Below are 14,665 nucleotides of genomic sequence, written 5' to 3'. Positions count from 1 at the left end.
GTAAGGCTGTGTCAGCCGCCGCCGATCAAGACGCCGGCTGCGAAGACCAGCGCGCCGCCGAGCACGACCTGGAAGGCCGCGCGCAGGAAGGGCGTTTCCATGAAGCGGTTCTGGATCCAGGCGATGGCCCAGAGCTCGATGAACACGACGATGATCGCGATGGTAGTTGCGGTCCAGAAATCGGGGATCAGGTAGGGCAGCGCGTGGCCCAAGCCGCCAAGCATCGTCATCACGCCCGAGGCGATGCCGCGTTTGATCGGCGAGCCGCGGCCCGAGATCACGCCGTCATCATGCGCCGCTTCGGTGAAGCCCATCGAGATGCCCGCGCCGACCGAGGCCGCGAGGCCCACGAGGAAGGTGGTCCAGGGGTTTTGGGTCGCGAAGGCGGTGGCGAAGATCGGCGCGAGGGTCGAGACGGAGCCGTCCATCAGCCCGGCGAGACCCGGTTGCACCCAGGTCAGGATGAACTGGCGATGGGCCTGACGGTCTTCCTCTTCCTTTTCGCTCTCGGGCAGATGCGTGTCGGTCAGCTCTTCGGCCTTTTGCTCGTGACCGAGTTCGGCCGCGGCGAGATCGCCCAGCAACTCGCGCGTGCTGGCATCGGAGCTACGCTGGGCCGCGAGCGTGTAGAACTTGCCCGCCTCGCGCTCCATTGCCTCGGCCTCGCCGCGGATCGTGTCGAGCGAGAGGTTCTTCGTGAGCCAGATCGGTTTGCGGTTGTAGAAGCCCGCGACATGTTCGCGACGGATCAGCGGGATCACATCGCCGAAGCGGTCCGTATGCCGGGCGATCAGGAGGCGGCGATGCTCGTCTTCCTCTTTCGCCATCTCGTCGAAGATCTTCGCGGAGGCCGGGAATTCGGCGCGCAGATGTTCGGCATATTGGCGATAGATGCGTGCGTCGTCCTCCTCGGAGGAGATCGCGAGCGCAAGCACTTCCTGTTCAGTGAGATCGTCGAAACGGCGGCGTGACGCGAAACCGGGAAGCATGGGAGGCCCTCTTTTTTAGAACGGTTCTAAAATATGCAGAGTTGCGTCCAGCGCAAGGCAGTATTTCGAACTGATCGGTTCATTTGGACTTGATTTCCGAACCGAACGGTTCATATTAAATTCCGAACCAAGTAGTTCAGTTATGGAGAACCGCTATGAAACGTCTCGCTTACGCCCTTGTTCTGTCTGTGTTTGGCGCAACCGCCGCATCGGCTGGCGTCGGGGATTTCTCGCTGCCGCGTCTGGACTTCCCGACCACCGGGGCTCCGACCGTCACGCAAGGCTGCAACGATCTGACGCAGGTCTGCGCGGATAATTAATCGCGTCCGAGATGCGCTTCGCCCCGCTCGGCGGCGAGGCGCATCTGACGTTCGCGCTCGCGGAAGCGGTCGCGATCGGCATCGGAATACTCGCCGATGCAGCGGTGACAGGAGACGCCTTCCTCGTAATCGGGATGGCGTTTGTCTTCCGCGGAGACCGGGCGGCGACAGGCATGACAGCTGTCATAATCGCCCTGTTTCAACCCGTGGCGCAGGCTCACGCGCTGATCGAAGACGAAGCAATCACCCTGCCAGAGCGAGCCGTCTTCGGGCATGCCTTCGAGATATTTCAGGATACCGCCCTTGAGGTGATAGACCTCGGGCACCCCTTCCGAGAGCAGGAAATTCGTCGATTTCTCGCAGCGGATGCCGCCGGTGCAGAACATCGCGACGCGCTTGTTGTGGAAGCGATGCGCATTGTCGCGCCACCATTGCGGAAATTCGCGGAAGGATTTCGTGCCGGGGTCGATCGCGCCCTCGAAAGTGCCGATCTCGATCTCGTAATCGTTGCGCGTATCGATCACGACCGTGTCGGGCGAGGAGATCAGCGTGTTCCAGTCCTGCGGCTCGACATAATGGCCGACGCGGGCTTTCGGATCGATATCGGGCTCGCCCATCGTGACGATCTCGCGCTTGAGCCGCACCTTCATCTTGCCGAAGGGCATCTCCTCGGCCGCGCTTTCCTTCCATTCCAGATCGGCGCAGCCCGGCAAGCTGCGGATATGCGCCAGCACCGCGTCGATCCCTTCGCGGGTGCCGGCGATGGTGCCATTGATCCCTTCGCGCGCGATCAGGAGCGAGCCTTTCACGCCATGCGCGCAGGCGATCTTCGCCAGCGGGGCCTTGATGGCCTCTGGCGACTCGAACCGGGTGAAATGGTAAAGGGCGGCAACGGTGAACATGGGCCCCGCATTAGCGCCGTGCGGGGGCGTTAGGCAAGAGCCGTTGACCATGTGGGGCCCGCGCCCTACCCATGGAGAGACCCTGCGGGAGAGACAAAATGACCAAAGCCCTGATCGTGATCGACGTGCAAAACGATTTCTGCCCCGGCGGCGCGCTGGCAGTCTCGGGGGGCGACGAGATCCTTCCGCGCGTGAACACGCTGATGACCGAGTTCGACACCGTGGTGCTGACGCAGGATTGGCACCCGGCGGACCATTCCTCTTTCGCGAGCCAGCACGAGGGGGCCGCCCCCTTCACGCAGGTACATATGGAATACGGGCTGCAGACGCTGTGGCCCGATCATTGCGTGCAAGGCAGCAAAGGGGCGGAGTTCCACCCCGATCTCGCCGTGGACCGGGCGCAGCTGATCATCCGCAAGGGGTTCCGGCGCGGCGTCGACAGCTATTCGGCCTTCTTCGAGAACGACCACAAGACGCCGACCGGGCTTGCGGGCTACCTGCGTGACCGGGGCGTCGAGGACCTGACCTTCGTGGGGCTCGCCACCGATTTCTGCGTCGCATGGTCGGCGCTGGATGCGGCGAAGCTGAGTTTCCGCGCGACGGTGATCGAAGGCGCCTGCCGGGCGATCGACCTCGACGGCTCGCTGCAGGAGGCGCATAGCGAGATGCGCTCTGCCGGTGTGAAGCTGGAGGCCTGATCCATGGTCGACATCGCGAGCCGCGTCTATAACCACAAGTGGAAGATCGACCCGATCGTGCGATCTCTGATCGACACGGATTTCTACAAGCTGTTGATGTGCCAGTCGATTTTCCGCAATAAGCCGGAGACGCGGGTCACGTTCAGCCTGATCAACCGCAGCAAGTCGATCCGGCTCGCGGAGCTGATCGACGAGGCGGAACTGCGCGAGCAGCTGGATTATGCGCGCTCGCTGAAACTGTCGCGCGGGGAGAGCACCTGGCTGCGCGGCAACACGTTCTACGGCAAGCGGCAGATGTTCCGCTCGGATTTCATGGAGTGGTTCGAGGGCTATCAACTGCCGCCCTACCATCTGGAAAAGCGCGATGGTCAGTACGAGCTGACCTTCGAGGGCAAGTGGCACGAGGTGATGCTCTGGGAGATTCCGGCGCTCGCGATCCTGATGGAGTTGCGCGGCCGCGCGGTGCTGAACACGATGGGACGTTTCGAGCTGCAGGTGCTCTATGCGCGCGCAATGACCAAGGTCTGGGAGAAGATCGAGGCGCTGCGCGAGCTGGACAACCTGCGGATCGCGGATTTCGGCACTCGGCGGCGGCACAGCTTCCTGTGGCAGGACTGGTGCGTGCAGGCGATGCTCGAAGGGCTGGGCGATGTTTCCGAAGGGGGCGCGTTCACCGGCACTTCGAACTGCCTGGTTGCAATGCGCCGCGACATCGAGGCCGTGGGCACCAACGCGCATGAGATGCCGATGGTCTATGCGGCGCTGACCAATAGCGACCCGGAACTGGCGAAGGCGCCTTACAAGGTGCTCGCCGACTGGCATGAAGAGCATGACGGCAATCTGCGCATCATTCTGCCCGACACCTATGGCACGAAAGGTTTCCTCGACCACGCGCCGGATTGGCTGGCGGGCTGGACCGGCATCCGCATCGATTCGGGCGATCCGGCGACGGGTGCGGAGATCGCGATCGACTGGTGGAAAGCGCGCGGCGAGGACCCGCGCCAGAAGCTGGTGATCTTCTCGGACGGGCTGACGGTCGACAAGATTCGCGAATTGCACGCGCAGTTCGCCGGTCGGGTGAAGGTCAGCTTCGGCTGGGGCACGTTGCTGACCAACGACTTCCGCGGGCTGGTGCCGCATGATGCGCTCGCGCCGTTCAGCCTCGTGTGCAAGGCAGTCGAGGCCGATGGGCGCCCGACGGTGAAGCTGTCGGACAATCCCGCGAAGGCGATGGGCCCGGAGGGCGAGATCGCCCGCTACAAGCGCGTCTTCGAGGTCGGCCAGCAGCAGGCGATGAAGGTCATGGTCTGAGCGGTCAGGTGATCGCGTTCAGGATCAGGTAGACCACCGCCGAGAGCGCGGCCGAGGCCGGCACCGTGACGATCCACGCCGTGGCCACCGTCATCATATGCGAGCGGCGCACCAGCAGGCGGCGCTTGCGCTCTTCCGGCGGGACGGGCTTGCCCTTGCGGATGCCCAGCTCGCGGGCGCGTTTCTCGGCATGCCATTCGCGATAGAAGCCGACGCCGAAGATGCCGCCGACCGCGATATGGGTCGAGGAGACCGGCAGGCCCAGCCAGGAGGCCACGATCACCGTGATCGCCGCCGAGAGCGCCACGCAATAGGCGCGCATCGGGTTGAGCTTGGTGATCTCGTTGCCGACGAGGCGGATCAGCTTGGGTCCGAACAGGAGCAGGCCGACGGAAATCCCCAGCGCGCCCACGGCCATCACCCAGAACGGGATGCCGACCTGCGCGGCGATATCGCCCTGCTCGACCGTGTGCACGATGGCCGCGAGCGGGCCGACCGCATTGGCGACGTCATTCGCGCCATGGGCGAAGCTCAGCAGCGCGGCAGAGACGACGAGCGGCAGGCCGAACAGCGTCTTGAGCGACTTCTTGCGGTTCTCCATCCCCTCGGACTGGCGGCGGATCATCGGGATCGTGACGAGCCATGCCACCACACCGACGACGAGGCCGATCAGGACCGCTTCGACAATCGTGATCTTGAACAGGTGCTTGAGACCCTTGAGCGCAAGATAGGCGGCGAAGGCGCCCGACATGATGCCGATCAGGATCGGCACCCATCGGCGCGCGGCGGCGATCTTGTCGTCGACATAGATCACCTTCGTCTTGATCAGCGCGAGGAAGGCGGCCGCGATCACGCCGCCCATGACCGGAGAGATCACCCAGCTTGCCGCGATCTTCGCCATCGAGACCCAATCGACAGCCCCGAAGCCCGCGGCCACGATGCCCGCGCCGACGACGCCGCCGACGATGGAATGGGTGGTCGAGACCGGCGCGCCGAGCCATGTCGCGAGGTTCAGCCACAGCGCCGCTGCCAGAAGCGCCGCCATCATCGCCCAGACGAAATGCCCGGAATCGGGCAAGGCGGTCGGATCGATGATGCCCTTCGCGACGGTTTTGACGACATCGCCGCCCGCGACGAGCGCGCCCAAGCTTTCGAAGATGGCGGCGACGATCAGCGCCCCGATCAGCGTCATCGCGCGCGAGCCCACGGCGGGGCCCATGTTGTTGGCGACGTCATTGGCGCCGATATTCAGCGCCATATAGGCCCCGATCGCAGCGGCGGCGATCACCACCAGTTGGCCGGGCTGCCCGCCCACCAACACGGCCGCCACCAGACCGACCAGCACGATGAAGGCCAGCGCGATCCCCGGCGCGACCATGCCGCGCGCCACGAATTGCCCGGCACTTTCGACGCGCCCGATCCGCTTGAGATCCTTGTCGAGCGTTTTCCACTGATTGACGCGGGTCTCGTTGTCTTGATTGGCCACCGTCACGAACCTGTCATCTAATTGTCAGAAGTCCGCGCGGGCCTAGCGGGTTTGACCCGCTGTGACAAGACATTCGGTCGATCCCGGGGCTCAGAGCTTGCGCAAGAGCTTCTGCAGCCCCTCTTCGTTGACCAGCTTCGCCGCCTGCTTCGGCGCGAACCATTTGCGCTTGCGCTGATGCTCTTCGGGAAAGGACTTCATCAGGGTCTCGACCCGCATCGGGAAGACCACGACATCGGTGGGCGTGGCCAAGCCGCTATCGAGGATCTTGTCGTAGCGGAACGCCCCGGTGGGTTCCTTGTCGATCTTGCCGACCGCCCCGGCTTCTTCCCATGCCTCCTGCTTGGCCGCGCCGGACAGCGAGCGGCCCCGCATCGGCCAGCCTTTCGGGATCACCCAGCGCCCGGTGTCGCGCGAGGTGATCAGAAGGACCTGTGTCTTGCCGTCTCGGATTCGCAGACAGAGCGCGCCCACCTGCAAAGAGGCGGGGCGATACCCCAGCAAGCCCTTCGCGACGGATTTCGCCCATTTCATCGACTGGTCTCCCATGGCGGCGTACGGTTCTCCAAATGCTGTGCGAGTTCAAGCGCACGCTCTAAATATAGTCTTTGGCGCGGATCGGAACCCGGTGCCCGGGTCACAATCCAGCCAGCAGACGCGAAGGCTCTCAGCGCCACGAAAAGCGGCAGCAGTGCCTCCTGATCGGGCGGAAGCGGACGCAGGCTGCGATAGCCCTCGACGAGCCCTGCCGCCTGTTCACCCCAAAGCGGGTCGCCCCAGCCCTGCACCAGCGCCGTCGCGAGGTCGTAGAGCCGGTAGCCCGGCCCGCAATCGTCGAAGTCGATCAGGGCGAGCCCGTCCGGGGTCGATAGCACGTTCTCACGCAGGCAATCGGCGTGGATCGGACCGTAATCCTGTGCCTGTGCCAAGAGTGCACGCGCAAGGTCGCGGCCCGAAGACAGCGTTGCGGCCTCAACTTCCGAAAGCTGAGGATGTTCCCAGAAACGTCCCCAAAGCGGAGTCTCCCCCAGAAACCCCTCGCCATCCCACGGGTTCCGGTCGAACCCGTCGGGCGGGGCGGCATCGCTGCTGATATGCAGTTGCGCGATCAGACGGCCCAGCGCATGAGCCTCGGCGCGCACGGCCTCGGGCGCGCCAGAAAGCGGCTGATCGCCCGCGCCGATCGGCGCACCATCCAGCCACTCCACGCAGGAGGTGACGCGGTTGCGCACGCTGCCCGTCAGCGCCCCGTTCAGCGCACGCACCGGGCGCGGCACCGGCATCCCCTGATCTGCGAGGCTTTCGCACCAGCGCAACTCGGCCTCGATCCCTTCGCGGCCCTGATAGCCGGGACGGTGCAGCCGCAGCGCGACATGGCGGCCATCCTTCAGATGCGCCTCGAAGACGATATTCTCACGATTCTTCACCAGACGCGGCGGCGCGCTCGTCTGCCCCCAGGAATAGAGGGCGGAGTCCGCCATCGCCTGTGCGGTCTCGTCCGAAATCATGCCGGAAGCTCCTCGAAACTTTGCGCGAGTTTCTCCAGCATTTCATCGGCATCGGCCCGATTGAAGACCATCGGCGGGCGGATCTTGAGAATGTGTTGTGCCCGGCCCACCCGGCCCATCAACACATGGCGCTCGCGCATCGCCTCGACGATCCGGCCCGCGGCTTCGCTGGCGGGTTCGCCGTCCTGCGCAAGTTCGATCCCGAGGAAAAATCCCAAGCCGCGCGCCTCGGCAATCAGCGGATGGGACAGCTCGCGCAGCCGTTGCAGAAGATAGTCGCCGACCTGCGCCGCGTTCTCCTGCAGACCTTCGTCTTCGATCACACGCAAGGTCTCCATCGCCGCGGCGACCGAGACGGGGTTGCCGCCGAACGTGTTGAAATAGCCGAAGGCCTCGCGGAAGGCGGCCATCACATCGGGCTTCGCCACCAAGCCCGCGACCGGATGACCATTGCCCATCGGTTTGCCCATCGTGACCACGTCTGGCGTGAAGCCCAGCCATTCGTGGCCCCAGAAATGCGAGCCGATCCGGCCGAAGCCCGGCTGCACCTCGTCGCAAAGGATCAGCCCGCCCGCGCGGCGGATCACCTCGACCGTCTGGTCGAGGAAACCGGGCGCGATGCCGGGCATCCCTTCATTGGCGAAGATCGGGCAGAGCATGAAACCCGCGAAGCCGTGGCCGCTCTCTTCCAGCTCGGCGATCGCTTGGGCCACATTCGCCGCAAAGGCCTCGGGCTGCGCTTCCAGCGATCCGCCCAGAGGCGCAAGACTGTCGGGCGCGGGCACCCGGCGGATATGGTCCGGCCAGCCCCCGATCGGCGGGCGCCGCGTCGAGAGATGCGCCACGGCGGTGGTGTTGCCGTGATAGGTGTTGTCGGTCGCGATGAAGCCGCGCTTGCCGGTCACCGCCTGCGCCATGCGCAGCGCGACGTCATTGGCCTCGGACCCGGTGCAAGTCATCAGAAGCTGGCCGTCAAAGCCGAACTTGCCCAGCAGCGCCTCGGCATAATCGAGGATGCCTTCATGCAGATAGCGGGTATGGGTGTTGAGCGTGGCGGCCTGTTCGCAGATCGCCTTCACGATGCGCGGATGGCAATGGCCGCAATGGGCGACGTTATTATAGGCGTCGAGGTAACGCTGGCCGTCGGCGTCGAAAAGCGAGCTGCCCTGCCCGCGCACGATCTCGACCGGACGCGCATAGAAGGTCGGCACGTTCGGCCCCAGAAGCCGCGCGCGCCGCGCCAAAAGATCATTCCCCATCCGAGACCTTCCCGCGCAGCGCTTTCTTCTCGCCGTGAATCGCCTTCGCCTTCAGACGCCGCTTCTTCGAGCCGAGCGTGGGCCGGGTCGGGATACGTTTCTTGGGCTTTTCGCAGGCCTTGCGGATCATCTCGGCGAGGCGGTCGCGCGCGATCTCGCGGTTGCGCGCCTGACTCCGCGTGTCCTGCACCAGCAGCAAAAGCGCGCCATCGCTGGTCCATCTGCGGCCCGCGATCCGGCGCAGGCGGTTCTTCACCGGTTGCGGCAGATGCGGCGAGCGTTCGGCCTCGAAGCGCAGCTCGACCGCAGTCGAGACCTTGTTCACATTCTGCCCCCCCGGACCTTGCGCCCGGGTGAAGGTTTCGGTGATTTCCCAATCCTCGATGGTTATCTGATCGTTGATCCGCAGCATGGCCACAAGCTAGCTCACGCTGCGAAAAACGAAAGCCCCCTTCGGCTTGGCTCAAATATCCCGGGGGAGAGGCGCACGGCGCCGAGGGGGCAGCGCCCCCTTTACCCCGCCAGCAACCGCGCCCCGTCATGGCCGGTGATGCGCACGGTCATCAGCGTGCCTTCGGGCTGGTCCGCTTCGAACGCCACCTCGGCAAAGCCTTCGGTGCGCGCGACGCGCGGGGTCTCGGTCAGCACGAGCTGTTCGGTGCCGACCTGCGCGTCGAGATGCGCTGCCAGCGCGGCCTCTCCCTTCGCGCGCAGCCGGGCCGCCCGTTCCTTGACGATCGGGCCCTTCACGGCCGGCATCCGCGCGGCGGGCGTGCCCTTGCGCGCGGAATAGGGGAAGACATGCAGGAAGGTCAGCCCGCAATCATCGACGAGCCGCAGGGAGTTCTCGAACATCTCCTCGGTCTCGGTCGGGAAGCCCGCGATGATGTCCGCGCCGAAGACGATCCCGGGGCGCAGCTTGCGCGCTTCCTCGGTAAAGGCGATGGCATCGTCGCGCAGGTGGCGGCGCTTCATCCGCTTGAGGATCATGTCGTCGCCCGCCTGAAGGCTGAGATGCAGATGCGGCATCAGGCGCGGCTCAGTCGCGATCGCCAGCATCAGGTTCTCGTCGGCCTCGATCGAGTCGATGGAAGAGATGCGCAGGCGCGGCAGGTCCGGCACGAGGCGCAGGATTCGCATCACCAGATCGCCCAGACGCGGCTCGCCCGGCAGGTCCGCGCCCCAAGAAGTCAGATCGACCCCGGTGAGGACGACCTCGTTGAAGCCGCGATCCACGAGGCGCTTGATCTGCTCGACCACGACGCCCGCCGGGACGGAGCGCGAATTGCCGCGCCCGAAGGGGATGATGCAGAAGGTGCAGCGGTGATCGCAGCCGTTTTGCACCTGCACATAGGCGCGATGGCGGCCGAACCCGTCGATCAGGTGACCGGCGGTCTCCTTCACCGACATGATGTCGTCGACCATGACGCGCTCCGTCTCGCCGATGAAATCGGGGCCTTGCGGGGCGAGCTGCGCCCAAGTGTCGGCCTGCATCTTCTCGTGATTGCCGATGATCTTGGTGACCTCGGGCATCGCCGCGAAAGTGTCGGGCTCGGTCTGCGCGGCGCAGCCCGTCACGATCACCGGCACGTCCGGGTTCTCGCGCGACAGACGGCGGATCTCCTGCTTGGCCTTGCGCACGGCCTCTGCGGTCACGGCGCAGGTATTGACCACCACGGCCCCTTCGAGCCCGGCGCCTGCAGCCAATTCCTTCATCGCCTCCGTCTCATAGGCATTGAGACGGCAGCCGAGGGTCGAGAAAACGGGCGGTTTCATATCGCGTCCAGAAAATCTTGGGTGAGGGTCGCATCGAAGACATGCGCGGTGGGGCCGGTCATCCAGACGCCATCGTCGCGCCAGTCGATCTCCAGCTGGCCGCCATCGACCTCGACGAGGACGCGCTTGCCGGTGAGCCCCCGCAGTTGCGCGGCGACGGCGGTGGCGCAGGTGCCCGAGCCGCAGGCCAGCGTGATGCCGGTGCCGCGCTCCCAGACGCGCATCCTCAGATGGTCGGGACCGATCACGCTGGCGAATTCGACATTGGTGCGCTCGGGGAACAGGGGATCATGCTCGATCACCGGGCCTTGGCGATCCACTTCGACCGCCTCGGCGTCGTCCACGAAGAAGACGCAATGCGGGTTGCCCATGCCGACCGCGATCGGGTCGCCGCCCAGCGGCAGATGCGCGGGATCGATGCCGGGCAGAATCGGAATTTGCGCTGCTTCGAGAATCGGCGCGCCCATATTGACCGAGACCATCCCGTCATCGCGCCGGATCGCGCTGAGGTGCCCGCGTTCGGTCACCAGCGTGACACTCTCCCGACCAAGCTGGCGCATCATGTAATCGCTCACGCAGCGGGTCGCATTCCCACATGCACCCGCCCGCGTGCCATCGTTGTTCCAGAAATCGAGCGTGAAATCAGCCCCTTGGGCGGGGCGGATCACGGCGAGCTGGTCGAATCCCACGCCGCGATGCCGATCACCGAGCGCACGCGCGAGCGCAGGCGTAACCGGATCGTCGCCCTCGCGGGCGTCGATCACGACGAAGTCATTGCCAAGCCCATGCATCTTCATGAAGGGCAGTCCGCTCTGTGTGCGCTTTGTATTCATGGCGCGCGATATACGCCCGCGCCAAGGTTTTTTCCAGATGTGCAATTTTTGTGAATTTTATGCCTTGACCCCCCCGGCGGGGGTTTGTAGAGACGCGCCCTGTGATGGGCCGTTAGCTCAGTTGGTAGAGCAACTGACTTTTAATCAGTGGGTCGCAGGTTCGAATCCTGCACGGCTCACCATCACCCTCAGAAACCCGGGCTTCGGCCCGGGTTTTTGCGTTTTGGGGTCTGCGGTTACGGGAGCCGCCCTCGGCGTCAGAAATAACTGCGCACCAGGGCCCCCGAGAGCAGCACCCAGCCGTCGGCCACCACGAAAAAGGCAAGCTTGAACGGAAGCGCCACGACCGCGGGCGGCACCATCATCATCCCCATCGACATCAGAACCGCCGAGACGACGAGATCGATAATCAAAAACGGCAGGTAAACGAGGAAGCCGATCTGGAAGGCACGGGTGACTTCGGACAGCATGAAGGACGGCACGAGAGTCGAGAGCGGCGCGCCCTCCAGGCTTTCCGGTGCGGGCGTGCCGCTGCGTAGTTCGGCTAAAGCTGCGAAGGTGTCGGGATTGGTGCGCCCGGCCATGAAGGTGCGGAAAGGCTCGATCCCCTTGGTGAACGCCTCCTGCCAGTCGATCGCGCCGTCGATCAGGGGCTGGCCCGCGACGCGCCAACTCTCAAGGAAGACCGGCTCCATGATGAACCATGTCAGGAACAGCGCGAGGCTGATGATCAGCATATTCGGCGGCGATTGCTGCAACCCGAGGGCTTGGCGCAGAATCGACAGCACCGTGACGATGAACGGAAAGGCCGTGACCATGATCGCGAGCCCGGGCGCGAGGCTGAGCAGCGTGATCGCCGCAATGATCAGCAAGGAGCGACCCGCGAGGCTATCGCCTTCCCCGACAGAGAGCGTAATGTCCTGAGCCTGCGCGGGCAGCGCCGCAAGCGTTAAGGTTAATGCGGCGAGCGGGACGAGCCAAAGCGCTGGCAGGCATATCGTGGCGGCGCCGGGAGAGATTGGGCGGGGGCGCATCTCACAACCCGTTTTGCAGATCGGCCACCTCGGTAAGCCGCACCGCAAGCTGTCCGTCGCTGCCATCGATCTCGGTCAGCTCGCCGCGCGCTATCAGCTTGTCCCCGACATACAGCTCCACCGGATCCTCCACTTTCCGGTCAAGCGGCAGCACAGCGTCGCGCTTCAGGCGCAGCAAATCGCGCACCAGCGGGCGGGCCTTTCCGACCGAGATGGTGATCTCGATCGGGACCTGCGTGAAGGGATTGGCGGTCGAAGCGTCCGGCGCGGTCTCATTCATCGGGCTTGTCCTTCGCGGTGGCAGTGAAATAGGTCGTGACCGCGCGCGAAATGGCGGCGGTGACGGCGTCGAGATCGACGCGGGTCTCGGTATCGGCGAAGCGCAGATAGACCTGACCCTCGCCAAGGCTGGGCTCTGCCGCGAAGACGAGTGGCAAATCTGCACGTGGCGCGAGCGCCTCTTGAATCTGCGGCAATGCGGACGGATTGCCGACCACCGTGATCGGCGTCGCGCAGAGATCCTCGGCAATCGGCATCAACTGCTCGGCCACGACGGGGCCAAGCGACGCGCGCGCAAGCTCGGGCAAAAGCTTGCCGCAGATCTCGACCAGAAGCGGCTCGAGCGCGTCGAGCATGTGCTGGCGCGCTTCGTGATAGGTGAAGCCCAGCGCCTGAAGGTTGCGCCCCAGATCGGCGTGGAGCCGCGCAGTTTCAGCATTCTGCGCGGCAACTGCATCGTCCCACCCGGCCTGATATCCGGTCTCGAAAGAGGCCAGCTTGACCTCTTCCAACTCGGCGGGCGCGAGCGCGATTTCCCCCGCCTCTGTCGAGTTGGGCTCAAACGATTCGAGTTTCAGCCTTTGCCCCATCATGTTTTCTCCGACGGCTCTTCCATCCAGCTACGCAGGATTTCGACGGTTTCCGCCTGCCGCTCCTCAATCATCTTCTTCAATCGGTCGACTGGATCGGTGGGACGGTCGAGGTCGAAATCCGCCTGTGTCGCCATCGGCAGGTCACCGAGGTCGAAATCGGACACCAGCTGCATGTTCATATCGGGCATCTCCCTGTCGTCGATCTCACCGGTGAGCGCTGTCGACGCCGTGGCGCCCTCCTCCGTGGCGCTGGGCGCGGGCAACTCCGCCGCGCCTGCACGCGATTTCTGCAGCAGGATCGGGCGCGCGACGAAAAGACCAAGCACGAGCGCGACGACCGCAAGGACCGCGATCTGGATGATCTGCGTCAGATCGAGCGCCATGCTGTCGATGAAGCCGGGCCCTGCGACGGTTCCTGCCTCTGGCAGCGCCTCGAACTGCATCGACCGCAGGGTGATCACGTCCCCACGCGCCTCATCGAACCCGACCGCCGAGGCGACGAGTTCGCGCAGGTCGGCCAGCTCGGCATCGCTGCGCGGCTCCCAGCTTGGCGTTCCGTCCGGATTGGTCCCGCGCACCCCATCGACGAGGACGGCCACGCTGAGCCGCTTGAGTGCGCCGGGCGCGCGCAGCAATTCGCGACGCGTCTCCGACACCTCGAAATTGGTGCGCGCGCGGGTCTCGCTCGTGCGGCTTTGCGATTTTCCGGTCGCGCCGGTGCCGTTATCGGGCAAGTTAGAGGCGACGGTCGTTGCCGGCGGCGTGGTCGAGTCGGAGGTCTTCGAGGTCTCCGACGTATCGGTGGAAATCGCCACGCGCCCCTCCGGATCGAAGCGCCTTTCGGTGATCGCCTCGCGCTCTGTCGCGGTGTCGAGAGCCACTTCGACCACGACGTTTCCGGGCCCCACACGCGCCTCGAGCAGCCGTTCGACATTCTGCTTCAACGCTTGCGCGCGATCTTCCCCGCTGCCGGGCAGCGCGGGATTGTCGTTAAAGGGGATGAGCCCGCGCGCCGAGTCGATCACCGAGACATCTTCGGGCGTCATGCCGGTCACCGCCGAGGCCACCAGATAGCGCACCGCCTTTGCCTGTGCGCCGCTCAAGCCCCCGAGCGTCGGCGTGATCGTCACCGAAGCGGTCGGCTTGGGCGTCCCGCGAAACGGCATATTCGTCGGATGCGCGATATGCACCCGTGCCGATCGGATCGACGGCACGGCGGCGATCGTTCGCGCCAATTCCCCCTCTTTCGCGCGCCAATAGGCCGCGTCGAACATCTGCGAGGTCGTGCCGAAACCCGACAGCGAATCGAGCAGCTCGTAGCCCGCGCCACCGGTTGCGGGCAGACCTTGCGAGGCAAGCGTCATCCGCAATTCGTCGCGCTGCGGTGCGGCCACGAAAATCGAATCGCCACGCACCTCGTAGGCCACGCCGCGCTGTTCGAGCGCCGAGATCACCTCCCCCGCTTCCGAGCTGCCAAGCCCCGCGTAAAGCAGCGCAAGCGTCGGCTTCGACGCGATCGACCCGATGGCGAAAACCGTGGCGATCATGGCGATCACCCCAAAAATTGCGGCGAGTTTCCTGCGCATATCCAGGCCGGCCCAAGTGTCGATGAGTTGCTGCAAGACGAACCTCCAGAGAGCGGGCGTTCTACCCGAGCGTCGCAGGCACCTTCCCTTA

Annotated in this window: 16 protein-coding genes and 1 tRNA gene; 4 read left to right on the top strand and 13 right to left on the bottom strand. The window is 64.9% G+C overall.

Going from position 1 to position 14,665, the window contains the following annotated elements; translation table 11 throughout:
• Positions 1 to 11 precede the first annotated feature (11 nt).
• Positions 12 to 989, bottom strand: a complete 978-nt coding sequence (mbfA, locus tag AKL02_RS00835) for an iron exporter MbfA (protein ID WP_083076393.1) — start codon at positions 987 to 989, stop codon at positions 12 to 14.
• 155 nt (positions 990 to 1,144) lie between these two features.
• Between mbfA and AKL02_RS00830 the strand changes: the two genes are divergently transcribed.
• A complete protein-coding gene (locus tag AKL02_RS00830) occupies positions 1,145 to 1,309 on the top strand; it encodes a hypothetical protein (protein WP_157771528.1) in 165 nt (54 codons plus the stop codon).
• On the opposite strand, the gene trhO is transcribed toward AKL02_RS00830, so the two are convergent.
• Positions 1,306 to 2,211: an oxygen-dependent tRNA uridine(34) hydroxylase TrhO gene (trhO, locus tag AKL02_RS00825; protein WP_083076396.1), complete on the bottom strand. Its 906-nt coding sequence runs from the start codon at positions 2,209 to 2,211 to the stop codon at positions 1,306 to 1,308. The two genes, AKL02_RS00830 and trhO, sit on opposite strands and share 4 nt — an antisense overlap.
• Positions 2,212 to 2,309: 98 nt before the next feature.
• Here trhO and pncA point away from each other — a divergent pair, with 98 nt between their 5' ends.
• Complete coding sequence (gene pncA, locus AKL02_RS00820; RefSeq protein ID WP_083076399.1) at positions 2,310 to 2,909, top strand: bifunctional nicotinamidase/pyrazinamidase; 600 nt, start codon at positions 2,310 to 2,312, stop codon at positions 2,907 to 2,909.
• A gap of 3 nt (positions 2,910 to 2,912) precedes the next feature.
• A complete protein-coding gene (pncB, locus tag AKL02_RS00815) occupies positions 2,913 to 4,220 on the top strand; it encodes a nicotinate phosphoribosyltransferase (protein ID WP_083076402.1) in 1,308 nt (435 codons plus the stop codon).
• Between the two features lie 4 nt (positions 4,221 to 4,224).
• Here the strand turns inward: pncB and AKL02_RS00810 are convergent, their stop codons facing one another.
• The 7 genes from AKL02_RS00810 to dapF form a co-directional block, all read right to left on the bottom strand.
• A complete protein-coding gene (locus tag AKL02_RS00810) occupies positions 4,225 to 5,706 on the bottom strand; it encodes an inorganic phosphate transporter (protein WP_232621687.1) in 1,482 nt (493 codons plus the stop codon).
• Positions 5,707 to 5,796: 90 nt separating this feature from the next.
• A complete protein-coding gene (locus AKL02_RS00805; RefSeq protein ID WP_098409674.1) occupies positions 5,797 to 6,240 on the bottom strand; it encodes an NUDIX hydrolase in 444 nt (147 codons plus the stop codon).
• Complete coding sequence (locus AKL02_RS00800) at positions 6,237 to 7,214, bottom strand: phosphotransferase enzyme family protein (protein ID WP_083076409.1); 978 nt, start codon at positions 7,212 to 7,214, stop codon at positions 6,237 to 6,239. The genes AKL02_RS00805 and AKL02_RS00800 overlap by 4 nt, the downstream gene beginning before the upstream one ends.
• Positions 7,211 to 8,473 (bottom strand): aspartate aminotransferase family protein, encoded by a 1,263-nt coding sequence (locus AKL02_RS00795; RefSeq protein ID WP_083076426.1) that lies wholly within the window; start codon positions 8,471 to 8,473, stop codon positions 7,211 to 7,213. Before AKL02_RS00795 ends, AKL02_RS00800 begins: the two co-directional genes overlap by 4 nt.
• Positions 8,463 to 8,885, bottom strand: coding sequence for an alternative ribosome rescue aminoacyl-tRNA hydrolase ArfB (arfB, locus tag AKL02_RS00790; protein ID WP_075775325.1), 423 nt, complete (start codon positions 8,883 to 8,885; stop codon positions 8,463 to 8,465). Before arfB ends, AKL02_RS00795 begins: the two co-directional genes overlap by 11 nt.
• A 101-nt stretch (positions 8,886 to 8,986) precedes the next feature.
• Positions 8,987 to 10,249: a tRNA (N(6)-L-threonylcarbamoyladenosine(37)-C(2))-methylthiotransferase MtaB gene (gene mtaB, locus AKL02_RS00785; protein WP_083076429.1), complete on the bottom strand. Its 1,263-nt coding sequence runs from the start codon at positions 10,247 to 10,249 to the stop codon at positions 8,987 to 8,989.
• On the bottom strand, positions 10,246 to 11,082 hold the full coding sequence (dapF, locus tag AKL02_RS00780; RefSeq protein WP_083076433.1) for a diaminopimelate epimerase: 837 nt from the start codon (positions 11,080 to 11,082) through the stop codon (positions 10,246 to 10,248). Before dapF ends, mtaB begins: the two co-directional genes overlap by 4 nt.
• A 106-nt stretch (positions 11,083 to 11,188) precedes the next feature.
• Here dapF and AKL02_RS00775 point away from each other — a divergent pair.
• A tRNA-Lys gene (locus tag AKL02_RS00775) sits at positions 11,189 to 11,264 on the top strand.
• Positions 11,265 to 11,339: 75 nt separating this feature from the next.
• Here AKL02_RS00775 and fliP read toward each other — a convergent pair.
• The 4 genes from fliP to fliF are packed head-to-tail and all read right to left on the bottom strand — an operon-like array spanning position 11,340 to position 14,574.
• Entirely contained in the window at positions 11,340 to 12,116 is a 777-nt protein-coding gene (fliP, locus tag AKL02_RS00770) for a flagellar type III secretion system pore protein FliP (protein WP_083076436.1), read from the bottom strand.
• A 1-nt stretch (position 12,117) separates the two neighbouring features.
• Positions 12,118 to 12,396: a FliM/FliN family flagellar motor switch protein gene (locus AKL02_RS00765; protein ID WP_078522277.1), complete on the bottom strand. Its 279-nt coding sequence runs from the start codon at positions 12,394 to 12,396 to the stop codon at positions 12,118 to 12,120.
• Positions 12,389 to 12,988 carry a FliH/SctL family protein gene (locus AKL02_RS00760; RefSeq protein ID WP_133051932.1) on the bottom strand — a complete coding sequence of 200 codons (600 nt, stop codon included), beginning with the start codon at positions 12,986 to 12,988 and terminating at the stop codon, positions 12,389 to 12,391. The genes AKL02_RS00765 and AKL02_RS00760 overlap by 8 nt, the downstream gene beginning before the upstream one ends.
• Complete coding sequence (gene fliF, locus AKL02_RS00755; protein WP_232621805.1) at positions 12,985 to 14,574, bottom strand: flagellar basal-body MS-ring/collar protein FliF; 1,590 nt, start codon at positions 14,572 to 14,574, stop codon at positions 12,985 to 12,987. Before fliF ends, AKL02_RS00760 begins: the two co-directional genes overlap by 4 nt.
• Between the last annotated feature and the right edge of the window lie 91 nt (positions 14,575 to 14,665).

The organism is Thioclava electrotropha, from assembly GCF_002085925.2.
Taxonomy (GTDB): Bacteria; Pseudomonadota; Alphaproteobacteria; order Rhodobacterales; family Rhodobacteraceae; genus Thioclava; species Thioclava electrotropha.
The sequence above is the reverse complement of the archived record's forward strand: the minus strand, read 5'-3'. Positions and strand labels throughout refer to the sequence as shown.